This is a genomic window from Comamonas sediminis (assembly GCF_041107495.1).
In the GTDB taxonomy this organism is placed as follows: domain Bacteria; phylum Pseudomonadota; class Gammaproteobacteria; order Burkholderiales; family Burkholderiaceae_C; genus Comamonas; species Comamonas sediminis.
On sequence record NZ_JBGBDC010000010.1, the window covers coordinates 180,604 to 206,223 of the forward strand.

At 63.5% G+C, this 25,620-nt stretch carries 24 protein-coding genes and 1 riboswitch; of the genes, 13 read left to right on the plus strand and 11 right to left on the minus strand.

The genetic code is table 11. The features are described from left to right. The first annotated feature begins 58 nt into the window (after positions 1–58). Entirely contained in the window at positions 59–1,630 is a 1,572-nt protein-coding gene (gene ahpF, locus AB7A72_RS21170; protein WP_369461073.1) for an alkyl hydroperoxide reductase subunit F, read from the plus strand. A 223-nt stretch (positions 1,631–1,853) separates the two neighbouring features. Here ahpF and argF read toward each other — a convergent pair whose 3' ends face one another. Further along, the gene (argF, locus tag AB7A72_RS21175) at positions 1,854–2,774 is read right to left on the minus strand and encodes an ornithine carbamoyltransferase (RefSeq protein WP_369461074.1); all 921 of its coding nucleotides are present in this window, start codon (positions 2,772–2,774) and stop codon (positions 1,854–1,856) included. An 18-nt stretch (positions 2,775–2,792) separates the two neighbouring features. Beyond that, a complete protein-coding gene (locus tag AB7A72_RS21180; RefSeq protein ID WP_239809007.1) occupies positions 2,793–3,995 on the minus strand; it encodes an aspartate aminotransferase family protein in 1,203 nt (400 codons plus the stop codon). 373 nt (positions 3,996–4,368) lie between these two features. Between AB7A72_RS21180 and AB7A72_RS21185 the strand changes: the two genes are divergently transcribed. Then, the gene (locus tag AB7A72_RS21185) at positions 4,369–4,731 is read left to right on the plus strand and encodes a DUF3579 domain-containing protein (RefSeq protein WP_239809006.1); all 363 of its coding nucleotides are present in this window, start codon (positions 4,369–4,371) and stop codon (positions 4,729–4,731) included. 265 nt (positions 4,732–4,996) lie between these two features. Here the strand turns inward: AB7A72_RS21185 and rpsT are convergent, their stop codons facing one another. Then, complete coding sequence (gene rpsT / locus AB7A72_RS21190) at positions 4,997–5,293, minus strand: 30S ribosomal protein S20 (RefSeq protein WP_021025539.1); 297 nt, start codon at positions 5,291–5,293, stop codon at positions 4,997–4,999. Positions 5,294–5,410: 117 nt separating this feature from the next. Here rpsT and murJ point away from each other — a divergent pair, with 117 nt between their 5' ends. The 3 genes from murJ to ppk2 all read left to right on the plus strand — a co-directional run bounded on the left by murJ (position 5,411) and on the right by ppk2 (position 9,034). Then, positions 5,411–6,976 carry a murein biosynthesis integral membrane protein MurJ gene (murJ, locus tag AB7A72_RS21195; protein ID WP_312413557.1) on the plus strand — a complete coding sequence of 522 codons (1,566 nt, stop codon included), beginning with the start codon at positions 5,411–5,413 and terminating at the stop codon, positions 6,974–6,976. 218 nt (positions 6,977–7,194) lie between these two features. Continuing rightward, complete coding sequence (locus AB7A72_RS21200) at positions 7,195–8,043, plus strand: SirB1 family protein (protein WP_239809004.1); 849 nt, start codon at positions 7,195–7,197, stop codon at positions 8,041–8,043. A gap of 118 nt (positions 8,044–8,161) precedes the next feature. Further along, entirely contained in the window at positions 8,162–9,034 is an 873-nt protein-coding gene (ppk2, locus tag AB7A72_RS21205; protein ID WP_239809003.1) for a polyphosphate kinase 2, read from the plus strand. Between the two features lie 287 nt (positions 9,035–9,321). Here ppk2 and AB7A72_RS21210 read toward each other — a convergent pair whose 3' ends face one another. Continuing rightward, positions 9,322–10,434, minus strand: coding sequence for an AI-2E family transporter (locus AB7A72_RS21210; RefSeq protein ID WP_312413562.1), 1,113 nt, complete (start codon positions 10,432–10,434; stop codon positions 9,322–9,324). 95 nt (positions 10,435–10,529) lie between these two features. Further along, positions 10,530–11,579 carry a phosphoribosylformylglycinamidine cyclo-ligase gene (gene purM / locus AB7A72_RS21215; protein ID WP_369461075.1) on the minus strand — a complete coding sequence of 350 codons (1,050 nt, stop codon included), beginning with the start codon at positions 11,577–11,579 and terminating at the stop codon, positions 10,530–10,532. Positions 11,580–11,993: 414 nt separating this feature from the next. Between purM and hda the strand changes: the two genes are divergently transcribed. From hda to folK, 4 genes are read left to right on the plus strand one after another with little or no spacing between them, the layout of a single operon-like run. Further along, a complete protein-coding gene (gene hda, locus AB7A72_RS21220) occupies positions 11,994–12,689 on the plus strand; it encodes a DnaA regulatory inactivator Hda (RefSeq protein WP_239809000.1) in 696 nt (231 codons plus the stop codon). 51 nt (positions 12,690–12,740) lie between these two features. After that, positions 12,741–13,439 (plus strand): histidinol-phosphatase, encoded by a 699-nt coding sequence (locus AB7A72_RS21225; protein WP_312461820.1) that lies wholly within the window; start codon positions 12,741–12,743, stop codon positions 13,437–13,439. Beyond that, positions 13,436–15,052: a polynucleotide adenylyltransferase PcnB gene (pcnB, locus tag AB7A72_RS21230; RefSeq protein WP_312461819.1), complete on the plus strand. Its 1,617-nt coding sequence runs from the start codon at positions 13,436–13,438 to the stop codon at positions 15,050–15,052. Before AB7A72_RS21225 ends, pcnB begins: the two co-directional genes overlap by 4 nt. After that, entirely contained in the window at positions 15,042–15,593 is a 552-nt protein-coding gene (folK, locus tag AB7A72_RS21235; RefSeq protein ID WP_312461818.1) for a 2-amino-4-hydroxy-6-hydroxymethyldihydropteridine diphosphokinase, read from the plus strand. The genes pcnB and folK overlap by 11 nt, the downstream gene beginning before the upstream one ends. A gap of 97 nt (positions 15,594–15,690) precedes the next feature. Here the strand turns inward: folK and AB7A72_RS21240 are convergent, their stop codons facing one another. Together AB7A72_RS21240 and AB7A72_RS21245 are read right to left on the minus strand one after the other, a co-directional pair. Continuing rightward, a complete protein-coding gene (locus AB7A72_RS21240; protein ID WP_312461817.1) occupies positions 15,691–16,662 on the minus strand; it encodes a Bug family tripartite tricarboxylate transporter substrate binding protein in 972 nt (323 codons plus the stop codon). A gap of 290 nt (positions 16,663–16,952) precedes the next feature. Then, the gene (locus AB7A72_RS21245) at positions 16,953–18,008 is read right to left on the minus strand and encodes a CDP-6-deoxy-delta-3,4-glucoseen reductase (protein WP_369461076.1); all 1,056 of its coding nucleotides are present in this window, start codon (positions 18,006–18,008) and stop codon (positions 16,953–16,955) included. 193 nt (positions 18,009–18,201) lie between these two features. Here AB7A72_RS21245 and AB7A72_RS21250 point away from each other — a divergent pair, with 193 nt between their 5' ends. Continuing rightward, positions 18,202–19,212, plus strand: coding sequence for an NAD-dependent epimerase/dehydratase family protein (locus AB7A72_RS21250; RefSeq protein WP_369461077.1), 1,011 nt, complete (start codon positions 18,202–18,204; stop codon positions 19,210–19,212). Positions 19,213–19,224: 12 nt separating this feature from the next. Here AB7A72_RS21250 and AB7A72_RS21255 read toward each other — a convergent pair whose 3' ends face one another. From AB7A72_RS21255 to AB7A72_RS21265, 3 genes are read right to left on the minus strand one after another with little or no spacing between them, the layout of a single operon-like run. Beyond that, positions 19,225–19,989 carry a DUF4124 domain-containing protein gene (locus AB7A72_RS21255; protein ID WP_369461078.1) on the minus strand — a complete coding sequence of 255 codons (765 nt, stop codon included), beginning with the start codon at positions 19,987–19,989 and terminating at the stop codon, positions 19,225–19,227. A 24-nt stretch (positions 19,990–20,013) separates the two neighbouring features. Then, on the minus strand, positions 20,014–20,469 hold the full coding sequence (locus AB7A72_RS21260) for a hypothetical protein (protein WP_239808993.1): 456 nt from the start codon (positions 20,467–20,469) through the stop codon (positions 20,014–20,016). Positions 20,470–20,526: 57 nt separating this feature from the next. Next, positions 20,527–21,018 (minus strand): hypothetical protein, encoded by a 492-nt coding sequence (locus AB7A72_RS21265; protein WP_133857912.1) that lies wholly within the window; start codon positions 21,016–21,018, stop codon positions 20,527–20,529. A 539-nt stretch (positions 21,019–21,557) separates the two neighbouring features. Here AB7A72_RS21265 and AB7A72_RS21270 point away from each other — a divergent pair. Beyond that, a complete protein-coding gene (locus AB7A72_RS21270; protein WP_239808992.1) occupies positions 21,558–22,688 on the plus strand; it encodes a branched-chain amino acid ABC transporter substrate-binding protein in 1,131 nt (376 codons plus the stop codon). A 38-nt stretch (positions 22,689–22,726) separates the two neighbouring features. Here AB7A72_RS21270 and AB7A72_RS21275 read toward each other — a convergent pair whose 3' ends face one another. Then, positions 22,727–23,260: a methylated-DNA--[protein]-cysteine S-methyltransferase gene (locus AB7A72_RS21275; protein ID WP_369461079.1), complete on the minus strand. Its 534-nt coding sequence runs from the start codon at positions 23,258–23,260 to the stop codon at positions 22,727–22,729. A 210-nt stretch (positions 23,261–23,470) separates the two neighbouring features. Further along, positions 23,471–23,628, plus strand: a riboswitch (FMN riboswitch). Between the two features lie 89 nt (positions 23,629–23,717). Here AB7A72_RS21275 and AB7A72_RS21280 point away from each other — a divergent pair. Further along, positions 23,718–24,239: a 6,7-dimethyl-8-ribityllumazine synthase gene (locus AB7A72_RS21280; protein ID WP_239808990.1), complete on the plus strand. Its 522-nt coding sequence runs from the start codon at positions 23,718–23,720 to the stop codon at positions 24,237–24,239. 114 nt (positions 24,240–24,353) lie between these two features. Further along, positions 24,354–25,568 (plus strand): sugar transporter, encoded by a 1,215-nt coding sequence (locus AB7A72_RS21285; protein WP_312836168.1) that lies wholly within the window; start codon positions 24,354–24,356, stop codon positions 25,566–25,568. Positions 25,569–25,620 lie beyond the last annotated feature (52 nt).

Genomic DNA, 25,620 nt, shown 5'->3' on the forward strand with positions numbered 1-25,620 from the left:
TTTTTGAAAAGTGCTGCAAGCCCACGAGGCTGGGCACAAGAAGTTTGAAGGAAGTCCCATGCTCGACAACACCATGAAAGCCCAACTGAAAGCCTACCTGGAGCGCTTGACCAAGCCCGTCGAGCTGGTGGCGACCCTGGACGACGGTGAAAAGTCGAATGAAGTGCGTCAGCTGCTGGCCGATATCAAGGCGCTGAATGACAAGATTTCGGTGGTCGAGGACAGCGCGGCCGATGTGCGCAAGCCCTCGTTCTTGATCACCAACCCCGGCACCGATGTCGGCGTGCGTTTCGCTGGCGTGCCGCTGGGCCATGAGTTCACCTCGCTGGTGCTGGCCCTGCTGCAGGTGGGTGGGCACCCGTCGAAGGAATCGGCAGAGCTGCTCGAGCAGGTCAAGAACATCGACACGCCGCTGCACTTCGAGACCTTCTACTCGCTGTCCTGCCACAACTGCCCGGACGTGGTGCAGGCGCTGAACCTGATGTCCGTGCTCAACCCCAAGATCACGCACACCGCGATCGATGGCGGCCTGTTCCAGAAGGAAGTGCAAGAACGCGAAATCATGGGTGTGCCTACCGTGTTCGTCAATGGCCAGCGTTTTGGCCAGGGCCGCATGGAGCTGGCTGAGATTGTCGCCAAGGTGGATACCGGCGCCGCAGCCCGCGAAGCGCAAAAGATTTCGGCCAAGGAGGCCTTTGATGTGCTGATCGTCGGTGGTGGTCCTGCTGGCGCAGCCGCTGCGATCTATGCGGCGCGCAAGGGCATCCGCACCGGCATTGCGGCCGAGCGCCTGGGCGGCCAGGTGCTCGATACCGTCGATATCGAGAACTTCGTCTCCGTCAGCAAGACCGATGGCCCCAAGTTTGCGGCCGCGATGGAGAGCCATATCCGCGACTACGAGGTCGACATCATGAACCTGCAGACCGCCAAGTCCTTGACGCCAGCGGCGCAAGCGGGTGGCCTGATCGAGATCGAGACCGAATCGGGTGCCAAGCTCAAGGCCCGCACGGTGATCCTGTCGACCGGCGCGCGCTGGCGCAACATGAATGTGCCCGGCGAAGACACCTACCGCACCAAGGGTGTGACCTACTGCCCGCACTGCGATGGCCCGCTCTTCAAGGGCAAGCCCGTGGCGGTGATCGGTGGTGGCAACTCGGGTCTTGAGGCGGCCATTGACCTGGCTGGCGTGGTCAAGCACGTGACCTTGCTGGAGTTTGCCTCCGAGCTGAAGGCCGACGCCGTGCTGCAGCGCAAGCTGCGCAGCCTGCCGAACGTGACGGTCATCCTGAATGCGCAGACCACCGAAGTGAACGGTGACGGCAAGAAGGTGACGGGCCTGACCTACAAGGACCGCACGAACGACGAGACCAAGACCGTCGCGCTGGAAGGCATCTTTGTGCAGATCGGTCTGCTGCCCAACACCGGCTGGCTCAAGGGCACCGTGCAGCTGACTCCGTTTGGCGAGATCGAGATCGATGCGAAGGGCCACACCAACCTGCCCGGAGTGTTCGCTGCCGGTGACTGCACCAATGTGCCGTACAAGCAGATCGTGATTGCCGCAGGTGCCGGCGCGACTGCCGCGCTGAGCGCGTTTGACCACCTGATCCGCACGACGGCACCCGCTGCCTGATCTGCCGAGCAGGCGCTGAAATAACAATGCCCCGATACCGGAAGGTTCGGGGCATTGCTGCATCTGGAGGGGCCGGGGCGGCTCAGCCAGCCGATGAACAGCCGCTGGATTGGTGGCAGCGAAAGGCGTTAACACGGCCCTTGAGACGAGGCGCCGAGTCGCAGGCAGTACTTTAGTACGACAAGACGCGGCAACGAAGTATCAAGGGTTGTGTTAGCGCCGCCTAGCCTTGCTTGCCGATGAGCAGGTACTCCATCAAAGCCTTTTGCACATGCATGCGGTTCTCGGCCTCGTCCCAGACGACGGACTGCGGGCCGTCGATGACCTCGGCCTGCACTTCTTCGCCGCGGTGGGCGGGCAGGCAGTGCATGAAGAGGGCGTCCTTCTTGGCGACGGCCATCATGTCGAGGTCCACGCACCAGTCGGCAAAGGCCTTCTTGCGCTTTTCGTTTTCCTCTTCATAGCCCATGCTGGTCCACACATCGGTGGTGACCAGGTCGGCGCCCTTGCAGGCCTCTTGTGGATCGCTGAACAGCTGGTAGCAGCCTTTGTCGTAGGGGCGGCCGCTGAAGGCCAGCAGTTCATCGATGCCATAGCCGCTGGGCGTGCTGACATGGACCTTGAAGCCCAGCAGGTTGGCCGCCTGCAGCCAGGTGTTGGCCATGTTGTTGCCATCACCCACCCAGGCAACCGTCTTGCCCTGTATGGAGCCGCGGTGCTCGATGAAGGTGAAGATGTCGGCCAGGATCTGGCAGGGGTGGAACTCGTTGGTCAGACCGTTGATGACCGGCACGCGCGAATGTGCCGCAAAGCGCTCGATCTTGTCCTGCCCGAACGTGCGGATCATCACCAGGTCGGTCATGCGGCTGATCACGCGGGCGCTGTCCTCGATCGGCTCGGCACGGCCCAGCTGGCTGTCGCCGGTGGTCAGGTGGACCACCGAGCCGCCCAGCTGGTACATACCGGCTTCAAAGCTCACGCGCGTGCGGGTGCTGGCTTTCTCGAAGATCATGGCCAGGGTGCGGTCGGCCAGCGTGTGGTGGGTCACATAGCCCTTGAACTTCTGCTTGATCAGCGCGGCGCGCTTGAGCAGGTATTCGTATTCGTCGGCGCTGAAGTCCTGGAATTGCAGATAGTGTTTCATTGCGTTCTTTTTCCGGCCTTATTGGCCTGCCAGGAAGGATTTGACCAGCGGTACCAGCTTGGCGACGATTTCATCGGCCTCGGCCTTGGTGAGGATCAGCGGCGGCACGATGCGGATCACAGTGTCGGCGGTTACGCTGAACAGCAGGCCGGCTTCCTGCACGCCGCGCGTGATCAGCTCGCCGCAGGGCTTGTTCAGCTCCACGCCGATCATCAGGCCCTGGCCGCGCACTTCGACAAAGCCCGGCGTGTCGGCGAGCGCCTGGTTCAGCGCTGCCTTGAGGTGATCGCCGACCTGGGTGGCGTTGGCCAGCAGGCCTTCTTCTTCCATGATCGCAATGGTTTCCACGCCGGCACGCATGGCCAGCGGGTTGCCACCAAAGGTGGTGCCGTGGTTGCCTGGCTGCAGCACCTTGGCTGCCTTGGGGCCGGCAACGACGGCGCCCACCGGCACGCCCGATCCCAGGCCCTTGGCCAGCGACATCACATCCGGCACGATGCCGGCCCATTGGTGGGCAAACCACTTGCCGGTGCGGCCCATACCGGCCTGGATTTCATCAACGATGAACAGCCAGTCCTTGGCATCGCACAGCTCGCGCACCTGCTTCATGAACTCCGCGCGCATCGGGTGCAGGCCGCCTTCGCCCTGGATGGGCTCCATCATCACGCCCACGATGTTGGGGTTGCCTTCGGTCGCTTCCTGCAGCGCGACGAAGTCATTGGCCGGCACACGCAAAAAGCCGTCGAGCAGGGGGCCGAAGCCGTTGCGCACCTTGGGGTTGGCGGTGGCGCTCATCGTGGCGATCGAGCGGCCATGGAAGGCATGGTCGAACACGACGATCACCGGCTTTTCGATGCCCTTGTCCACGCCGTACTTGCGCGCGATCTTGATCGAGGCCTCGTTCGCCTCCAGACCGGTGGAGCAGAAGAAGACATTGGTCATCTTCGAACGCTCGACCAGCAGGGCCGCCAGCTTTTCCTGGCCGGGCACATAATAGTAGTTGCTGGTGTGGATCAGCTTGGTCATCTGGTCGTGCAGCGCAGCGACCAGCTTGCCGTGGTTGTGGCCCAGCGTGTTGACCGCAATGCCGCCCAGCGCGTCGAGGTATTCCTTGCCGTTGACATCCCACACACGCACGCCCTGGCCTCGCTCCAGTGCGACCGGCACGCGGCCATAGGTAGTCATCACATGGGGCTCAGAAGGCTTGACAGTGTCTTGCATGGAAATCTCCGGAAAAAGGATCAGAATCAAAAAATCCGCTTGGGCCCCATACCCCTATGGCATGGCACCAGCGGAAGTCCCATTCTAGGGGCTGCATTGCGGCAGACTAGTGAAGAATGCGCATCACAGAATCGCGGTGCTGCCTGACTGCCTGCGCGGCCCTTTCTGCGCAGGCTAGACTGCAGAGCGCAAAAACCCGGGCTGGGCTGTTCCGGCGGCTCCTGCATGCGCTGCAGGGTTATGCGTTTCTTGCATTTCCTGATGTTTTGAACTTATGCCTTGCGCGTGCGTATCTCTTATATAAGAGTTAAAATACGGGTTTGGCCTGAGGCAGTGATCCTGTGCTCAGGCGTCTATCAGAGGCTTCCACCCCATGGTTTCTCCAACATCTCAAGAAGTGTTCATTCTGGGCCTGACCCAGAATGGGAAGACCTTTCGCCCCAGCGACTGGGCGGAGCGTCTCGCGGGAGTGATGAGCCAGTTTCGTCCGGGCGGTATGCGCCGTGGTGGCCATCTGGGCTATTCACCCTGGTGCGTCCCTACAACGATGAACGGCGCCAAATGCGTCATCGTCAAGCGCGAGCTGCAGGTCCATGAGCCGATGGCCTGGGATTTCGTGATGAACTTTGCGCGCGACAACGGACTGCAGACCACCGATGCCTGCCTGATTCCCGAGGCGGCGGTGGATCCCGGCAAGCCCGGAGCCAACACTTCCAGCGACACGACCAAGGCCTGAGTTTCAGGCCTTTTTTGCGGCTGGGCCCGGGCGGTCAACGCGGTTGCGCTGGGGCTCAGCCGGTGGCGGGCCCGTGAGCAGGCCGAGCCCGTCCGGCTGGCTCGCCATCCGGGACGCGCGGCGGCAGGCCGATGCAGATCAGGCAGTGGGCAAAAGAGGCCCACACAACTAAAAAGCCGTCTTGCGACGGCTTTTTAGTTCACTGAGAGCGCACCCGTTACAAACGGCGGGCAGGGGATCCTGCCCGTGCGATTGCCTAATGGGCTTAGGCGGCCAGTGCCAGGGCCTTGACCTTGGCAGCAATGCGGCTCTTATCGCGAGCAGCCTTGTTCTTGTGGAAGATGCCCTTGTCGGCAATCGTGTCCAGCACGGATTGCGCCTTGGCAAACAGTTCGGTGGCCTTGGTCTTGTCGCCAGCGGCAACAGCCTTTTCCACGTTCTTGATGGCGGTACGGTACTTGGAACGCAGCGAGGTGTTGGCGGCGTTCAGCTTGATGGTTTGGCGGGCGCGCTTGCGGCCGGATGCCAAACGGGGGTTTTTCTTGACTGGCTTAGATGCCATGATGAGTGTCCTTTGAGTCTGCGGATGTTTTCAGTGAATCGGGCATTATAGCCGCTCTTTACTCAGAAATCCAGATATCCGGCAATTTCCTGCCAGCGGCGCAGCTACACTGCCCAGGTGTCACTGTTCAAAGCTGCCTCCACCGTCTCCCTGTTTACGCTGCTCTCGCGTATCACAGGGCTTGCCCGCGACCTGCTGATGGCCACCATGTTTGGTGCCAGCGCGTTGACCGACGCATTCAATGTAGCGTTCCGCATTCCCAACTTGTTCCGGCGCTTGTTTGCAGAAGGGGCATTCAGCCAGGCCTTTGTGCCGGTGCTTGCCACCACCCTGACCAAGGAAGGCGAGGAGCGCACGCGCACCCTGGTGCACAGTGTGGCCACGGTGCTGTTCTGGATTCTGGCGCTGACCTGTGTGGTCGGCGTGGTCGCAGCGCCCGTGCTGGTCTGGCTGCTGGCCAGTGGCCTGCGGCAAAACCCGCACAGCTATGACGCGGCCGTGCTGATGACGCGCTGGATGTTTCCCTATATCGGTTTCATGTCGCTGGTGGCATTGGCTGCCGGGGTGCTCAATACCTGGAAGCGCTTTATCGTGCCGGCCTTCACACCGGTGCTGCTCAATGTCAGCATGATTGTGGCTGCCTTGGCACTGACGCCCTGGATGCGCAGCCATGGGCTGGAGCCCATCTACGGCATGGCCATCGGCGTGATGGCCGGAGGCGTGCTGCAGCTGGTGGTGCAGTTTCCGGCGCTGCGCCGCATCGGCATGCTGCCACGCATTTCGTGCCGGCCTTCGGTCATCAGGCAGGCCTGGGCCGATGCCGGTGTGCGCCGCATCCTGTCGCTGATGGCGCCCGCGTTGCTGGGTGTGGGCGTGGCCCAGATCTCGCTGATGATCAATACCCAGATCGCCTCCTACCTGGCCCCTGGCAGTGTGACCTGGTTGTTCTACGCCGACCGGCTGATGGAATTTCCCACCGCCTTGCTGGGCGTGGCGCTGGGCGTGGTGCTGACGCCGCAGCTGTCCTCGGCCAAGGCAGCGGGCGATGACGAGCGCTATGGCGCGATGCTGGACTGGGGTCTGCGCATCGTGGTGCTGCTGGCCGCCCCCTGTGCGGCTGGCCTGCTGCTGTTTGCCAAGCCCTTGGTGGCGGTGCTGTTCCACTACGGTGCGCTCAAGGGATCGGATGTGGGCCAGATTGCGCTGGCGCTGCAAGGCTATGGCGTGGGCCTGTTGGCGATGGTGGCCATCAAGGTGCTGGCCCCTGGCTTTTATGCGAGCCAGGACATCCGCACACCGGTGAAGATTGCCATCTGTGTGCTGGTGCTGACGCAGCTGTTGAATCTGGTGCTGGTGCCGACAATGGCCCATACCGGCCTGGCCTTGTCGATTGGTCTGGGTGCCGTCATCAATGCGCTGTGGCTGCTGGTGGGGCTGATCCGGCGCGGCAGCTTCCAGCCCAGGCCGGGCTGGTGGATCTTTCTGGCCCGGGTCTCGCTGGCGGTGGCACTGCTGGGCATCTTTCTGGCCTGGGGCGCACAGATGACCGACTGGGTGGCGATGGGCGCGCACCGTCTGGAGCGCGTGGGCCTGCTGGCGCTGTGGATGGCCGGCGCCGCGCTGCTGTACTTTGGCGTGCTGGCCTTGTCAGGCATGAAGCTGCGCAGCTTGCTGCGCCGCTGAGCGCCTTGCGCTCACTGCAGGCGCAGTGGTGGCATCTGCCCGGCATTAGTTCCTAAGGGCATTCCTGGGGGATAGCCTGCATATTTACGCAGCTTTTGCACAATTGTGTCCTACACGGCCTGCATTCGGGGCTGTCTCGTGCTATACATGGTGTCATGGCACAGGCAGCGCCCGAATGTGCCAGCGATGTATGCGGCGGCGCTGCAGTTGGGATGTGTATGGACTTCCGCTTTTCTATCCCCACACCGTTGGAGCATTTCGAATCGTTGGTCAGCAGCGATGAGGGTTTTCCGCTGCTGGAAGCGGCTGCTGCCGTGGCCTGCATCGAATACCCGCAACTCGATACCCAGCAGGTGTTGAACGAGGTCGACCAACTGCTGGGTCAACTGATGGAAAGCCGCGATGCCAGCAGCCGCAGCGCGCTGACCCGGCTCAAGGCGCTCAACCACCGGTTTTATGCCGACTGGGGGTTTCAGGGCAATCCCAATGACTTCTACGCACTGGACAACAGTTGCCTCAATGCCGTGCTGCACCGCAGGCGCGGCATCCCCGTGTCGTTGGCTGTCATATGGCTGGAACTCGCATCGGCGTTGCAGCTGCCCGCCCATGGCATCTGCTTTCCCGGCCATTTTCTGCTCAAGGTGAGTGTGGCCGAAGGGCAGATCGTGCTTGACCCGCTGTCGGGCCAGTCGTTTTCCAGCAATATGCTTGCCGAGATGCTCGAGCCGATGCAAAAGGCGTTTCACCGCGTCGACGAAGACGATGTGCCGCTGGGCCTGTACCTGCAGGCGGCCACTCCGCGCGACATCATTGCGCGCATGCTCTCCAATATGAAGGAGGTCTACCGCAGTGACAAGAACTGGGCCAAGCTGATCGAGGTGCAAAACCGCCTGCTGGTGCTGCTGCCCGATGCCTGGACGGAGCTGCGCGACCGGGGCCTGGCCTATGCAGAACTGGGCGTGCATGACCGCGCGCGTGAAGACCTGCAGGCCTACCTGAACCACACCGGCAATCCGGAGGATGCGGCGTATATCCGTGCGGCTTTGTTAGATTTGCAACGAATGTAACGTTTGACGTGGTTCTGACATTTCTTTGTCATTGTGTCGTCACACAACTTCGGCAAGATGGCAGCACTAGGGATGCGCCATTATGAAAGACCGATTGGGAATATCACCAGAAGACGTCATGCACAAGATTGCGCGTGACGTGATGGATGACTATGACGAGTCTCTGGAGCTCGAGATGGAAGATGGCATGCTGGGCACGCCGTTTGCCGCCGGGATGACGGAGCATGACTACCAGTACTTTCGCGAGCTGCTCAGGCTGCAGGGTGAGCTCGTCAAGCTGCAGGACTGGGTGCAGCACACCGGTCAAAAGGTGGTGGTGCTGTTCGAGGGGCGCGACGCCGCAGGCAAGGGCGGTGTCATCAAGCGCATCACCCAGCGCCTCAACCCTCGCGTGGTGCGCGTGGCGGCCTTGCCGGCCCCCAATGACCGCGAACGCACGCAGTGGTACTTCCAGCGCTATGTGGCGCACCTGCCTGCAGCCGGCGAGATCGTGCTGTTTGACCGCAGCTGGTACAACCGCGCTGGCGTCGAGAAGGTCATGGGCTTTTGCACCAACGACCAGTACGAAGAGTTTTTCCGTACCGTGCCCGAGTTTGAAAAAATGCTGGTGCGCTCGGGTATCCGCCTGGTCAAATACTGGTTTTCGATCAGCGACGAAGAGCAGCATCTGCGCTTCCTCGGGCGTATCCATGATCCGCTCAAGCAGTGGAAGCTGTCGCCGATGGATCTGCAAAGCCGCGTGCGCTGGGAGGAGTACACCAAGGCCAAGGAGGTGATGCTGGAGCGCACCCACATCCCCGAAGCGCCGTGGTGGCTGGTGCATGCCGATGACAAGAAAAAGGCGCGCTTGAACTGCATCGCGCATTTCCTCTCGCAGGTGCCCTACACCGATGTGGACCACGAGAATGTCGTGCTGCCCGATCGGGTGCGCCATCCGGATTACACGCGCCTGCCGGTGCCCGCATCCATGTATGTTCCGGAAGTCTATTGATCAACGGCCCAGCGCATTTCGTACACAGAACCCCGGTTTGATCACCGGGGTTTTTTGCGCCTGTGCGGTGCCGATGGTGCATGGAAGGCATGGCCTGGACATCCCTCTGTGCGGTTCGCGCTGATCGGGGGCTGACAGACTGCGGGACCGCATGATGCAGAGGCATGGGCCTGGGCTCAGCCCCTGCAGGTGGGGCGCTGTGATGGATGCCTGGCGCTCTGTACCTGGAGCGACCGGGGGTGGGGCATCTGCACCTGCCTGGGGTGCCATGCCCGTGGAGACGGATGCTAGATCAGCCGCGCCGCAAACAACTCTTTTTTCAGATAGGCGTAAAAGAGCGGCGCTGCGACCAGCCCGGCAGGGCCAAAGATGGCTTCCGCGACAAACATCACCGACAGCAGTTCCCAGACGCCCATATGCGTTTTGGCGCCGACGACCTTGGCATTGATCAGGTACTCGGCCTTGTGGATCAGCACCAAAAAGGCCAGGCAGGCCACGGCGGTCAGCGGAGAAACCGATAGGCCCACGGTGGTGATGACGGCATTGCAGACCAGGTTGCCGACAATGGGGATCAGGCCACCAAAAAACGTCAGCATGATCAGCGCCCCGCTATAGGGCAGGCGCATGTTGATCAGCGGCAGGATGCCGAGCAGGAAGATGGCGGTCAGCACCGTGTTGAACAGCGCGATCCAGAACTGGGCCGCGACAATCTGCCGGAAAGCATCGCCAAAGCGCTGCACACGCAGCTGCAGCTGGTAGGCCAACGGCGCATGGGAGTGGCGGCTGTGGCGCACGGCGGCCAGCGCGCCAATCAAGAGACCCACAAACACATAGAGCAGGCCGGTGAGCCAGAGCCGGCCCATGTTGGCGATGGCGCCTGCCTTGGTGCCCAGGTACTCGGCAGCCCTTTGCTGCAGGTCCTGCACGCCGTCGGGCAGCACATTGGCCAACTCGGGCGGCAGCTTGCTGCGCAGGTCGAGCAGGGTCTTGGCCATCGATACCAGCATCTCGCGGTACTGCTGCGGCGCGTTCAGCAGATAGCCCTGCGAGTGGATCAGGCCGATGGTCACGAGCACCACGGGCACCACCAGTACGATGGTCACGGACAGGTATTCCATCCACAGCGGGGGAGGGGTGTTCAGCGATGCCGGCACGCGGCTGAGCTCGCGGATCTTGTGCACCAGAAACAACGTGAAGGTGTAGCCGGCGCATGCGGCCAGCAGGCCCACCAGCAGGCCATTGAGCATGATCAGCAGCAAGGCGGCGGCCATCAGCACATAGGAGGCCACCCTGACGCCCCAGTGTGCAGGAGGCGGCCGCCAAACATGCGGCAGGTCCGCAGCGCCACTGGCCGGCTGGCCGGGGCTGTTGGACGTGGGCTTTGCAGAATCCGGTTGCATCGTAGGCCATCCATCTGAGCGAGTCGGAGGGCCAGGAACTGGCCCGTGCTGCGCACGGGGCAGGCGGCTCAATGCGCCCGCCCTGTCGGGGAAGCTTAGCGCACCGTGACCGCAGCATCCGCGCCGCGGGGGCCGATGCTGCCAATCGTCCACACTTGTTCACCAAGCGCAGAGAAAGCGTCCTTGACCGCCTGTTCGCTGTCGGCGGGAACGACCACCACCATGCCGATGCCATTGTTGAACGTGCGGTTCATCTCGATGTCATCGATGCCCGCCGTCTTTTGCAGCCAGGCGAACAGCTCGGTCTGGGGCCAGCTGCCTTTGACCAGGTGCGCGCCCAGGCCTTCCGGCAGCACGCGGGGGATGTTCTCCAGCAGGCCGCCACCGGTGATGTGGGCCAGCGCCTTGATGGGCTGCGCTGCCAGCACCTTCAGCACGTTGAGCACATAGAGGCGCGTGGGCTCCATGATGGCTTTCTTGAAAGGCTTGCCGTCCAGGGTGTCGGGCAGGCCGCCCTGGCTTTGTGCGCGCTCGATGCACTTGCGCACCAGCGAGAAGCCATTGGAGTGCACGCCGTGCGAGGCCAGGCCCAGCACCACGTCGCCGGCCTGCACGTTCTGGCCGGTCAGGATCTTGCTCTTCTCGACAGCGCCGACGGCAAAGCCGGCCAGGTCGTATTCGCCGTCCGGGTACATGCCGGGCATCTCGGCGGTCTCACCACCGATCAGTGCGCAACCCGACAGCTCGCAGCCCTTGGCGATGCCGCCCACCACAGCTGCTGCGGTGTCCACATCCAGCTTGCCGCAGGCAAAGTAGTCGAGGAAGAACAGCGGCTCGGCGCCTTGCACCAGCACGTCGTTGACGCTCATGGCCACCAGGTCGATGCCCACGGTGTCATGCATGTTCCACTCAAAAGCCAGGCGCAGCTTGGTGCCAACGCCGTCGGTACCCGAGACCAGCACCGGCTCCTTGTAGCGCTTGGGCACTTCAAACAGCGCGCCAAAACCACCGATACCCGCCATCACGCCTTCGCGCATGGTTTTCTTGGCCAGGGGCTTGATGCGCTCGACCAGCGCGTCGCCTGCGTCAATATCAACGCCAGCGTCTTTGTACGAAAGGGGGGTGGAGGAATGGGAAGAGCTCATGAGGGACTACAAAGGCAATAAGGCTGTCAAGCTGACCCAACGGGGGCCAGAAACGTCGATTTTATGCCGCAAGCCATACCTGAGGGGCCAGAATGCCCGTCCGGTGTGCACTGTTAACGGCTGTGCAGCCATTTGCAGCGCGCGGTGTGGCCGATTTCCTGCATAAATGCGGCACTTCGGCCTTTTGTGTCACACGGTCGTGACTACCGACTAAAATCAATGGGTTTGCATGTACGCCTCTGGCCAGTACCTATGCCCCGAGCAGGGGAGCCCCCAGTTGGCGCGCGTTGCGCCCAACCACACTGAACGCTTTCTTGTATTGAACGCAGCCATGCGTGAGATTTCCTTTTATCCGAACCCCACCAACGCAGTGCCCCACGCACGGCGGGCACGGGTGCGGATAGGAGTTGGCGCATGAAGCAAATGGCTTTGGATCTGGGCTTGGCGCCAGCGCCAAGCCTGAACCGGTTTTTTGCGGGCTCGAACCAGGCAGCACTCGCGCATCTGCATGCCCAGGTCAATGAGGCCTGGGACACGCCGCGCTCGACCGTGCCGACCTACCTGTGGGGTGAGATGGGCTGTGGCAAGACCTATGTGCTGCGTGCGGTCGCGGAGGCCTTGCGCGAGCAGGGCTCACCGGTGGGCTGGCTCGATGCGAGCACGCGCTTTCCCAGTGCTTTCAATGAGCGCTGGTCAGCGGTGATTCTGGATGAGGTGCAGTTCTACAACCCGGTGCAGCAGGCGGCGGCCTTCAACTGGTTCGTCAACGCCACCAGCCCGGCAACCGGCGCGCGGCGCTGGGTGCTGGCGGCGGGCGATGTGCCGCCCTCGGACCTGAAACTGCGTGACGACTTGCGCACCCGGCTGGGCTGGGGCGAGATCTACCAGCTGCATCTGCTCAGCGAAGCACAGCGCAGGGACGTGCTCAAGGATGAAGCCAAACGACGTGGCCTGGTATTGACCGACGATGTGATGGATTACATGCTCAAGCGCTTCTCACGCGATTTGGGCAGTCTGATGCAGCTGTTGGACCACCTGGACAATTTTGCCTTGCGCAATAAGAGGGGCCTGACGATCCCCTTGCTCAAGGACATGCTGGAGACGGAGTAAATGGTCTTAGATCACAAACACGTTCTTCCGGCAACAACCGAGATTTTTTGAATGAATAACTCTGCTGGCACAAGCACTAGGCTTGCGCTTTTTGACCTGGACCATACTTTGCTGCCGCTCGATTCGGACTACGAATGGGGGGAGTTCACGTTGCGCAAGGGCTGGTGCGACAAGCAGGAGTTCGGCAGCCGCAACGCGGCCTTTTTTGCCGATTACCAAAAAGGCACGCTCGATATCCATGCCTATGTGCGTTTTGCCACCGAGGCCATTCGCAAACTGGGGCCGCAGGCCGCCGACGACGCCCATCTCGCGTTCATGCAGGAGGTCATCGAGCCGCATATCCAGCCGGCGGCGCTGGCGCTGCTGCAGCAGCACCGGGACGCGGGTGACACCATCGTGATCGTCACCGCCACCAATGAATTCGTGACCCGCCCCATCGCCAAGGCCTTGGGCGTGGACCACCTGCTGGCCGTCAACCTGGCGCGTGATGCCTCGGGCTGGATCACCGGCGAGATCGATGGCGTGCCGACGATGCGTGCCGGCAAGGTCACCCGCATGGAAGCCTGGATGGCCGAGCGCGGCCTGAGCTGGGACAGCGTGGACAGCATCTTCTACAGCGATTCGATGAACGACGTGCCGCTGCTGGAGAAAGTCAATACGCCGGTGGCCACCAACCCTGACGACCGCCTGCGCCAATTGGCGACAGAACGCGGCTGGCGCATTCTGGACCTGCTGGAGCCTCACGCATGATCAAGACCATCATCGATAAATTGCTCGGCAAAGCCACGGCGGCCAGCAAGACCAAGAACCCCTTTGGCAAGCGCGAGGAAGTCGGCGTCGATGTGCACAACATCGATCCCAAGCTGGTGGACCGCCGGGCGCTGGATGTCTGCAGCACGTTGAAGGAAGCGGGGTTTGAGGCCTATATCGTCGGCGGGGCCGTGCGCGACCTGCTGCTGGGCCTGCGCCCCAAGGACTTCGACGTGGCCACCAACGCCACGCCCGAGCAGGTCAAGAGCCTGTTCCGCCGCGCCTTCATCATCGGCCGGCGTTTTCGCATCGTGCACGTGGTCTATGGCCGTGGCCGCGAGAACGAGGTCATCGAAGTCACCACCTTCCGGGCCTTTCTGGACAGCTCCAAGGCCGAACAGGTGCAGGGCAACGAGAAAACCAGCAAGGCCGCACTGGCCGGCATGAAGCTGGCGGTGGACGAAAGCGGCCGTGTGCTGCGCGACAACGTCTGGGGTCCGCAGAACGAAGATGCGGCACGGCGCGACTTCACCGTCAATGCCATGTACTACGACCCGCAGACCCAGATCGTCGTGGACTACCACAAGGGCATCCGCGACTCGCAAAAGCATGTGCTGCGCATGATTGGTGATCCGGCCACCCGCTACCGCGAAGACCCGGTGCGCATCATCCGCGCCGTGCGCTTTGCCGCCAAGCTCAGCAAGAAGGGCTTCACGCTCGACCCCAAGACCGCCAAACCGCTGGTCGAATGTGCCCAGCTGCTGCAGGAAGTGCCGCAAAGCCGCATGTTTGACGAAATGCTCAAGCTTTTGCAGACAGGGCATTCGCTGGCCTCGATCGAGCAACTGCGCCTGCTGGGCCTGGCCAAGGGCATCTACCCGCTGCTGGATGTGGTGGTGGACCGCGCCGACCTGCCGTTTGTGCAGGCTGCGCTGATGGACACCGACCGCCGCGTGGCCGAAGGCAAGAGCGTGGCGCCAAGCTTCTTGCTCGCATGCGTGCTGTGGCAGGACGTGAAAGCGGGCTGGGACAAGCGCATGCTCAAGGGCGAGCACCCGCACCCGGCGCTGCAGGATGCGATCGACGATGTCTTCAACCACCGCATCGGCGATGTCTCCGGCCGGGGCAAGCTCGCCGCCGACATGCGCGAAATCTGGGTGATGCAGCCGCGCTTTGAAAAGCGCACCGGCAGCACGCCGTTCGGCATGATCGCACAGGCGCGCTTCCGTGCCGGCTTCGACTTTCTGCGTCTGCGCGCCGATGTAGGCGAGGTGGACGAAGCGCTGGCCAACTGGTGGCAGGAGTTCCAGCAGGCCGATGAGGCCCGCCGCGAAGACCTGATCGCCCAGGTGCGTGAAGAGCAGCGTGCCAAGCCCAAGGCAGGCGCTGCCAAGCCCAAGCGCGCCCCGAGAAAACCGGCAACTGCCACAGAGGCGCAGCAAGGCTCCAGCCTGGACCAGGTGGCTCAGCAGGCCATCGACAGCGAGAGCGCCGCCGCTGGCGATGCGCCAGCGAAGAAGCGCCGCCGCCGCCGCCGCAAACCCGGTGCGGGTGATGCTGGCGGAGCAGCAGGTGGCGGCAATGGTGGTGATGCAGCCGCCCATGGCGACTGAAGCGCTGGGCCAGGCGCAGCGCCTGGCCAATGGTGATGCCGCACCGCCCGCCGGGCAGAGCTTGCGCGCCTGGATAGGCCTGGGTGCCAATTTGGGCGACCGGGGTGCGGCGATGGCTCAGGCCTTGCAGCAGTTGGCGGGCAGTGCGGGCGTGGCAGTGCAAGCGGTGTCATCGCTGTATGCCAGCCGCCCCGTGGATTCGACCGGACCCGATTACCTCAATGCGATAGCGCAGCTGCAGACGTCGCTGTCTGCGCACCAGCTCCTGGTGTTGTTGCAGCAACTGGAGCTGGCCGCCGGCCGCGAGCGCCCCTACCGCAATGCCCCGCGCACGCTGGACCTGGATGTGCTGCTCTATGCGGATATCGACACGTCGATCGCGATGCCCGACCTGCAGGTGCCCCATCCGCGCATGTGGCAGCGTGCCTTTGTGCTGGCACCGCTGCAGGAGCTGGCGCCGGCCTGGGTCAGCGAGGCACAGCTGCAGCCGCTTTTGCCGCAGGGTGTGCAGCGCAGCCAAGGGCCGGACTGGTGGCGCTGAGCCGGCGAGAGAAAGATACCGCCCCACAAGAACAAAGCCCCGCAGCTGCACGCTGGCGGGGCTTCTTGCTGGGCGCTACGGATTCGCAGCGCGGCGCTTAGTCGACCTTGGCGCCAGAGAGCTTGACCACCGATTCGTACTTGTTGCGCTCGGAGGCCATGAACTTGTCAAACTCGGCCGGCGTAGTGGGCACGGGCTCGGCCATCAGGCTGGCAAAACGGGTCTTGGTGGCCGGATCCTTCAGCGCATCGGTAAAGGCCTTGTTGAGGCGGTTGATCACATCAGGCGGCGTGTTGGCCGGTGCCACCAGGCCCCACCAGGTGTCGATCTCGAAGCCTTTGAGGGTGTCAGCCAGCGGTGGCACGCCGGGCAGCATCGGGCTGGCGTGCAGGCTGGTGACGGCCAGCGCGGTGAGTTTGCCGCTGTGGATGTTGGCCGACGCGGCCGCCAGGTTGTCGATGTTGAAATCCACCTCGCCCGACAGCAGCGCCAGCTGCGCAGGGTTGGCGCCCCGGTAGGGCACGTGCACGGCAAAGATGCCGGCCTGGCGCTTCATCATCTCGCCGGCCAGGTGGCCGGAGCTGCCATTGCCGCCGCTGCCGAAATTGAGCTTGCCGGGGTTCTTCTTGGCATAGGCGATCAGCTCCTGCACATTGCTGATCTGCAGCGCCTTGGCGCGCTCGGTGTTCATCACCAGCACGTTGGGCACGCGCACCATCTGGGTGATGGCGGTGAAATCCTTGGCGGCGTTGAAAGGCATCTTGGTGTACAGCCAGGGATTGACGGCATGCGTGGCCGTCGCCGACAGGCCGATGGTCAGGCCGTCCGGTGCGGCCTTGGCCACGATGTCGGCACCGATGTTGCCGCCGGCGCCCGCCTTGTTGTCGATCACCACGGTACCCAGTTGGTCGCGGACACGTTCAGCCAGGATGCGCGAGGTGACATCCAGTGGACCTCCCGGAGCGTAAGGCACGACCAGGCGAATCACCGGATCGGCCGCAAAAGCGGCAGGTGCAGCGAAAGCGGCGGCGGCCAGGACGGTGGATAACAGGATATTTCTGCGTTGCATGGTTTGGTGTCTTCTTGACGAGAGTGAATAACGACGAAGCGCCTGAGACGAGCAGGCACTACCCCCTTGAGTGCCGCCAGCACAGCCCCGCCAGCCAAAGCTTGGCGTTGCAGAGGGAGGGGCCCAGCCTGCAGCATGACAGACGCACGACAAGGCGGGGCCCTAACGCAGGTTGGACTGTGTGAGCGGCTCTAAACTTTCTAGTGTAGCGGCTGGGGCATGTACATGCCGTGACGCGGAAGTGGGACAGGGCCGCGATTGCGCCCTGTCAGACCCCGTGTCTCAGCCGTTCATACGATCTGGTTCTGCTTGTCGGCCTCGGTCACGAAGGCATCGGCAAAGAAGGCGTCCTCCGGCAGGCCGCGCTGGCTGGTAAAGCTGGCGCGGGCAGAATCCACGACAATTGGCGCGCCACAGGCATAGACCTCGTAGCCCGACAGGTCGGCAAAATCATCGAGCACGGCCTGGTGAACAAAGCCGCTGCGGCCTTGCCAGGCGTCTTCTGCCAGCGCGTCGGAAACCACCGGCACATAGCGCAGATGGGGCATCTCGGCGCTGCGTGCCAGCATCCAGTCGTGCATATACAGGTCTTGCGGGCGCCTGCCGCCCCAGTACACCACCACCGGGCGCTGGATGTCGTGGTGCTGCAGATGTTCGATGAGCGCCTTGATCGGCGCAAAGCCGGTGCCTGAGGCCAGAAAGACCATCGGTTTGTCGCCCTCGTGCAGGAAGAAGCTGCCGAACGGGCCTTCGATGCGCAGGATCTCGCGCTCCTTCATCGCGCCAAACACGTGGTCGGTAAAAAGACCGCCGGGTGTGTGGCGGATATGCAACTCCAAGCCAGGCGCGCTGTCCTGGTGGTGCGGCGCAATCGCCATCGAATAGGCACGGCGCGTGCCACCTGCAAGCAAAAACTCGATGTACTGACCGGCGTGGTAGCGAAAGCTGTCTGCGGCAGGCAGCTGCAGGCGCAGCTTGACGACATCGGGCGACAAGCGCTCGATGGTCTGCACGCGCACCGGCATTTTCTTGATCGGAAAGGCGCTTTCATCGGTGACATGGCGCGACTCGATCACCACATCGCTGGTGGGCACGGCGCAGCACGGCAGGATCATGCCGTCGGCCTCTTCCTGCGGGCTCAGCGCACGTTCGCTGTGGGGACCATGCACGACGGTGCCGCTGAGCTTCTTGCATTTGCAGGAGCTGCAGGCGCCATCCTTGCAACCATACGGCAGACCTACGCCGCTGCGGATCGCAGCCGTCAGGATCGCTTCCGAGGCCTGGGTGGCAAATGCGCGTCCGCTGGGCAGGACCGAAATTTGAAACGCGCTGGACGAAGAGCTCATTGCACCAAAATTCCTTATCGACACAAAACAACGGCGCTCATCGGCGCCTGGGGTTGCATAAATGGGGTGAGCGCTGGCATTTGCAAGCAGGTTCAGACGCTAGACTGCAGTGTGATGGCTGCCATCTGAACCACGAAAGCTTATTGTGCCTTTAAACCAAAGCCCGCGAAGCGGGCCCCGACAGCGCTGCGCCATGGCAGCTGGCCAGGCCTTGCCGGCGCGTTTTCGGCGCCAACGGGTGCTGATCGTGGGCTGCGGCGATGTCGGCCAGCGGGTGCTGCGGCTGTGGCAGCGGCCAGGCCAGCATGCGCATGCGGCGCGCGGCCCGCTGGTGCGGGCGCTCAGTTCATCGCCGCAGCGCTTTGACAGCCTGCGTGCCCTGGGTGCTACGCCGTTGCTGGGCAATCTGGACGAGCCGCGCAGCCTGCGCCGGCTGGCGGGGCTGGCCCAGCGTGTGGTGCATCTGGCGCCACCGGCGCAGCCCGCTGCGGGAACGCCGCCCACGCTAGCCTCGCGCGATCTGCGCACACGCCACCTGCTGCAGGCGCTGGCCTGCCGCGCGGGGCAGGTGCCGCAGCTGGTGTACGGCTCCACCAGCGGTGTCTATGGCAACTGGGACGGTGCCTGGGTCACGGAGACCCATCCGCTGCGCGCCAGCACCGCCCGGGCGCTGCGCCGGGTCGATGCCGAACGCCAATTGCGGGCCTGGGCGCGGCGCTTGGTGGCCAGCGGCGCTGCCGTGCATGTACTGCGCATCCCCGGCATCTACGCAGGAGACCGCGAGGGCGGTACCCCGTTGGGGCGGCTGCAGCGCGGCACGCCGCTGTTGCGGCGCGAGGACGATGTTTACACCAGCCACATCCATGCCGATGACCTGGCGCGCGCGGTGGTGCGGGCGCTATGGCGCGGCATGCCGCAGCGCATCACCAATGTGGCCGATGACTCTGCGATGCTGATGGGCGATTATTTTGACCTGGCCGCTGACCTGTGGCGCCTGCCGCACCCGATGCGCATCAGCCTGGCCGAGGCCGAGCAGCAACTGAGCCCCACCTTGCTGAGTTTCATGCGCGAGTCGCGGCGCCTGAGCAATACGCGTATGCGGCAGGAGCTGGGCCTGGTACTGCGCTACCAGACGGTGCACCACGGCTTGCAGGCCGCTGTGTATCTGGTGGGGGCGGGCACTGCGGCTGGCCCTGGTGCTTGAACCTCGCCCGGGCTAGCAGGGTGCCGAGCCGCCCTGGCTACGGCAGCTGCGCGGGTTGGCGCCGGGGCTCGGTGGCCGTGCGGTTTCGCCAATCTGGCCCCGGGGGTGCGAATAGCCCTGCGTATCCACGCACTTGAACACATCGCAGCGGCTGATGCTGGGTGCGGGGGCGGGCGGTGGTGCCGGTGGGCGGGGGCGATGGGGGCGGTATGGGTACCCGTCCCAATAGGGATCAGCGGGCAGTACCGCCGTCGGGGCGGTGCGGCTGGCCTCCAGCCGGCTATAGGCCTCGGGGCCCATGCAGTCGAGCTCCATCTGGCGCTTGGCCGCATCGAGCCGGGCATGGCTGCCCATGGTCTTGTCGGCAGCCTCATCGGATGCGGCGCTGTAGCGCTCACGCGATTGCTGGCAGGCGGCTGACTGCGCGGGGTTGGCGCGAGCGGGGCGGTTGGCGGCCCGTTGCGCCAAATCCTCGGCGCGTTCATCGGCCTGCAGCCGGCCCTGGGCCAGCTCCTGCTGGCGCCGCTCGGCCTTGGCTTGCAGGGCTTCCTGCTCGCGGGCGCGGTCCTGGGCCAGCTCCTCATCGGATTTGCGGCGCTCTATCTCGGTCGCGCTGGCACCGCTGGCGCAGGCGCCATCGGTGTAGGTCACCTTGCCCGTGCCCGGGTCCACGCAGCGGGTGACCTGGGCCTGCGCCAACGGCGCCGCCAATGCGCAAGCACACCAAAAACCCAGCCATGCGGCATAGCGAAGGCTGGGCAAAGGGGGGCGTGGCATGAGGCGCATGGTGGTGACCGAAGGTTAGCGCTCGAACTGTCCACCAAACCGGCCGCCGTTGGGGCGCGACGCGGGCGCTGCCGGGCGCGGGCCCGAACCATAAGGGCGGCCAAAGTTGGAGCCCGTGCCGGGTGCCAACTGCTGGGGACGCGATGGTGGTGGCCGGCTGCTGCCGCCATGGCCGGGGCGGTCATAGCCACCGCCGGGGCGGTAGTAACCGCCACCCGGGCGGTAATAGGGGCGGCCGCCGCCATACACGTAAGTCGGAGAGCTCTGGATGACCAGCGAGCTGCTGCCGTAGTAGGGGTAGCTGTTATAGCCATACCCGTAGCCCCCATAGCCGTAGCCATAGCTGGGGGTGGAGTAGGTCGAATAGGCATCGCCGTAGTACACGCCGTCTGCGGGTGCGACCACGCAGCCGCCCAAGAGCAGGGCGCTGGCCGCAGCGATGGCCATCGTTCCGAGACGAATGGTACGCATGGTGAAAACTCCTTGAGGAATAAGCCCGCGCGCTCGGCACGCGGGCGGGTCAGCAGGTTAGCGGCAGGGGCGGCTGGGGGTCAGCACATTGTCGCTGCCAGCGGCATTCTGGCGGGCAGCGGCCGCGCATTCCTGCTGGTGACGGCTTTCGCCAAAGCGGTTGCGGTCGCGCTCGCGGTTTTGGCGTTCACGGTCTTGCGCCTGGCGCTCCAGTGCGCGGCGGCGGTCTTCGTCACGGGCGCGCTGGTCGCGGTCGCGTTCACGGGCCTGGCGATCGCGGTCACGGTCACGCTCGCGTTCACGGGCTTCGCGCTCGCGGGCTGCGCGGTCCCGGTCACGTTCACGGTCGCGGTAATAGCGGTCGTCGTTGTAGCGGTCCTGCACATAAATGGTTTGCGAAGGCTGCTGGTAACCATAGCCATAACCGCCGCCATAGCTGCCGTAGCCCGAATCGCTGTAGTAGCCGTCGCTGCCGGTGGCAACGCAGCCGGTCGTGGCCAGCGCGCTGAACGCGATGGTGGCAATGCTGAGCAGATGACGATGATTCATATTCGAGCCTTTCTGGTTGTGTGGTGGCAGGACTTGCGTGATGCCATAGGGCCAGCAATCGCGATTCCCAATGCTAACCGTTACACCCTCAAAACCGGAGACATGGGCCCATGTATGTAAAGACGTTTTTCCGGCCTTGGGGGTTGACGGCGATGCCACAGCCATGCTGTGTTTTGCCAATCTTTACAGACAATCCCTGCGTGGTATGCAGGAGACATGCCTGTTGTGGGATGTCAATATCCGTATTCGTCGGTGTTGAGAAGTTAGACAAATAACGGCTGTCACCGTTCCGATTGATGCAATGCAGCAATCGTTGGAATGCGTTGCGTGCTGGCGCTTATATGCGATTTCAAACCCACTGTGTCGCTATTTTTACAGGACTTGTCCTAATACCGTCGTAGGCCCGGGTAGATAAAAAATCTCACTCACGCTATCGAGTTCGATGATGTACCGAATGTGCGGCCTCCATTACAAGTGGCAAGGCGGCAGATGCCGGTACCGGTGGCGCTTAACAGACGCTTTTGATGGAGTACGACGCAATGGATAAAAGTATCAAGGCTGCAGTGGCCCTGGTGGTGGCCGGTATGGCCGTGGCTGCAAGCGCACAAGAGGTGGTGAAGATCGGTACGATGAGCCCGCTGTCCGGTCCTCAGGCGCACTATGGCAAGGACAACGTCACCGGCGTGCGCTTTGCGGTGGAAGACCTCAACACCCAGGGCGTGACCATCGGTGGCAAGAAGATCAAGTTCGAAGTGGTGGCCGAAGACGATGCGGCCGACCCCAAGCAAGGCACGGCTGCTGCGCAAAAGCTCTGCGATGACAAGGTGGCGGCGGTTGCCGGTATTCTGAACTCGGGCGTCGCGATCCCCTCATCCAAGATCTTCAACGACTGCGGTGTGCCCTTCATCACCGGCGCGGCCACCAACCCCGAACTGACCCGCCCTGGCTACCCCGGCGTCTTCCGCATCATCGCCAACGACAACGCGCTGGGCGCTGCGCTGGCAGGCTACGCGGCCGACACCCTGAAGCTGAAGAACGTGGCCGTGATCGACGACCGCACCGCCTACGGCCAAGGCCTGGCCAATGTGTTCAAGAAGGACGCGGGCGCCAAGGGCGTGAACATCGTGGCGTCCGAGTTCACCAACGACAAGGCCACCGACTTCATGGCCATCCTGACCTCCATCAAGGCCAAGAAGCCCGATGCGATCTTCTACGGCGGCATGGATGCGCAAGCCGGCCCCATGCTGCGCCAGATGGTGCAACTGGGCATGACCAATGTGAAGTTCTTCGGCGGCGATGGCATCTGCACGGCCGAGCTGGCCAAGCTGGCCACCGGCACCAAGACCTTGGGCAATGTGGTCTGCGCCGACGGTGGTGCATCGCTGGCCAAGATGCCTGGCGGTACCGAATGGAAGAAGCGCTATGACGCCAAGAACCCTGGCGTGTTCCAGGTCTACAGCCCTTACTTCTATGACGCGACCATGCTGATCGTCGACGCGATGAAGCGTGCCGATTCCACCGATCCGAAGAAGTACCTGCCCGAGCTGCGCAAGTCCGAGTACAACGGCGTGACCGCGAAGATTGCGTTCCAGGAAAACGGCGAGCTGAAGGTGCCTCTGTACACGCTGAGCCACTACATCGACGGCAAGAAGACCCCGATCGGCGAATAAGCTGCCAAACCGGTGCTGATAGCCTCCCCGAGCCCGCCCTAGGCGGGCTTTTTGCTGTGCCGCGCTTCATGCGCCAGCAGCCACTGCTTGCGCGCCAGGCCGCCGGCATAGCCGGTGAGCGATGCATCGCTGCCGATCACCCGGTGGCAGGGCAGCACGATGCTGATGGGGTTGGCGCCATTGGCCATGCCCAGCGCACGCACTGCTGCCGGCCGCCCGATCTGCGCGGCCAGGCTGGCATAGCTGCGCGTGCTGCCTGCAGGGATGGCGCGCAATGCCGTCCAGACCTGGCGCTGAAAATCGGTGCCACCCAGTGCCAGTTCCAGGCGATCAAGCGCCTGCAGCTCGCCATCAAAGTACGCGGCCAGGGCATCGGCCACCGGCGCGGGCACGGCCGCGCTGCTGTGCATCTGGACGGCATCGCGCGGGTACTGGCGGCGCATCAGCAAGGCCATGCGCGCTTCATAGCCCTGCCAGTCCAGCGCGCGCAGGCGCTGCTGCGCGTCGCACAGCAGCAGGATGCCCCCTTGCGGGCTGGGGAGGGGGGAGAGCATGAAGTTCAGCAAGGCCATGGTAGGGATCGGTGGGGCGCGCAGGTACCGCAGTGTAGAGCGCAGGCGATGTATGGCAGGCCGGCAGCTAAAGCCGAAAAACTAGACGCACAACAAGTTGCCCGCGCATCAAAAACCTGGGTGACGGTGTTTGTATCGCAGCCCCTCTACAATCGGCCGGCGAGCTGCAGCAGGCTTGGGCCCTCCAGGGCCTTGCCGGCAGCGGCTCAGCGTTATTCTCAGGGCGGGGCGCAATTCCCCACCGGCGGTATCTGGCTTTGAGGAGCCAGGAGCCCGCGAGCGCTTGCAAGGCCTACGGCTGCGCAAGGTCAGCAGATCTGGTGCGATGCCAGAGCCGACGGTCACAGTCCGGATGAAAGAGAATCGCGCAAACCTTGTGTCGCCCTGCGTCTGTACGTGGGGTGCTGCGATGGGCTTGCGCGCGCCCTGATTCAGGTCATTGAAGGACAGCAAAACCATGAATCAGCATTCCAGCATTTCTTACTCCATCAACAAGGCTGCACGCCTGGCGATTGTCTGCGCGCAATGGCATTCGGACATCGTGCACCAGGCCCGCGATGCCGCCCTCGCCGAGTTGGCACAACACGGCTGGCGCGCCGACCAGATCGACCTCTACGATGTGCCCGGCGCCTTCGAGATCCCCTTGCTGCTCAAGCGCCTGGCCCAAAGCGGCCAATATGCGGGTCTGATGGCCTGCGGCCTGGTGGTCAACGGCGGCATCTACCGCCATGAGTTTGTCACCACCGCCGTGATCGATGGCCTGATGCGGGTGCAGCTGGACACCGGCGTGCCGGTGTTCTCGGCCGTGCTGACGCCACGCGACTTCCATGAATCGCAGGAGCACCACGATTTCTTCCACCAGCATTTTGTGAAGAAGGGTGCCGAGCTGGCCCGCGCCTGCGCGGCCACGGTACAGCTGCACCGCACGTTGGAAGCGCAGCAATTGCAGCAACTGCAGCCGCAAACCCTGGCAGCCTGACAGCTGCCAACAACCGGGACCAAAGGGTTTTCCCTGGCCATTGTGGGCAGGTAAGCGTTTTTTGGCACACTGGCGAGCCGCTCTCCGCTTTGGAGCTGCGGCTTTTTTATTGCCATGACTGACTCCGCATCTTTGACCCGCCGCCAGGCCTGGCTCGGCGTGCTCGCCCTGGCCATGGGCGCCTTTGTTTTCAACACCACCGAGTTCGTGCCGGTGGGCCTGCTCAGTGACATTGGCGGCAGCTTTGGCATGACCACCGAGCAGGTGGGCCTGATGCTGACCATCTATGCCTGGATCGTCGCGCTCACATCGCTGCCCTGCATGCTGATGACCAAGAATGTTGAACGCCGCAAGCTGCTGATGGGCGTGTTCGCGCTGTTCATCGTGAGCCATGGTCTGTCGGCCATCGCCTGGAACTATGCCACCTTGCTGATCAGCCGCATGGGCATTGCGCTGGCACATGCGGTGTTCTGGTCGATCACCGCATCGCTGGCGGTGCGCATTGCGCCGCAGGACAAGCGCCCGCAGGCGCTGGGCCTGCTGGCTACCGGCACCACGTTGGCCATGGTGCTGGGCGTGCCGCTGGGTCGCATGGTGGGCGAGGCGCTGGGCTGGCGCACGACCTTTGGCATCATCGGCGTGCTGGCGCTGCTCGTCATGCTGGTGCTGTGGCGCATGCTGCCCTTGCTGCCCAGCGAGAATGCCGGCTCGCTGCGCAGCATTCCGGTGCTGTTCAAGCGCCCGGCGCTGTCGGCCACCTATGCCCTGCTGATCCTGATGGTGACGGCCCAGTTCACCGTCTACAGCTATATCGAGCCACTGATCCAGCGCGAGGCCGGGCTGAACAACCAGGTGACCACCTGGGTGCTGCTGCTGTACGGCGGCATGGGCATTGTCGGCAGCATCTTGTTCAGCAGCTTTGGCATGCGCTGGCCGCGCGGCTTTTTGCTGGGCGCGATGGCCGTGCTGACCGCCTGCCTGTGGCTGCTGCTGCCCAGCACGCGCTGGCCGCCTGCGCTGTACCTGGTCTGTGCCGTGTGGGGTGTGGTCATGCTGTGCATGGTGCTGCCGCTGCAGGCCAAGGTACTGCGCCTGGCCTCCGATGCCACCGACGTGGGCATGTCGCTGTTCTCGGGCATCTTCAATATCGGCATTGGCGCAGGCGCGTTGCTGGGCAGCCAGGTGGGCATGCATGCCGGCCTGCACTACCTGGGCCCGGTCGGCGGCAGCATTGCCGTGCTGGGTGTGCTGTGGTGTGCCTATGCGGGCTGGAAGTGGCGCAGCAGCTTTGCCCCCGCAGGCGCCGAGGCGCGCATTGTGCCGCACTGAGCGGCAATCCAGCGCTATTCACCTGCCCGGCACCGCCTCTGTGCCGGGCATT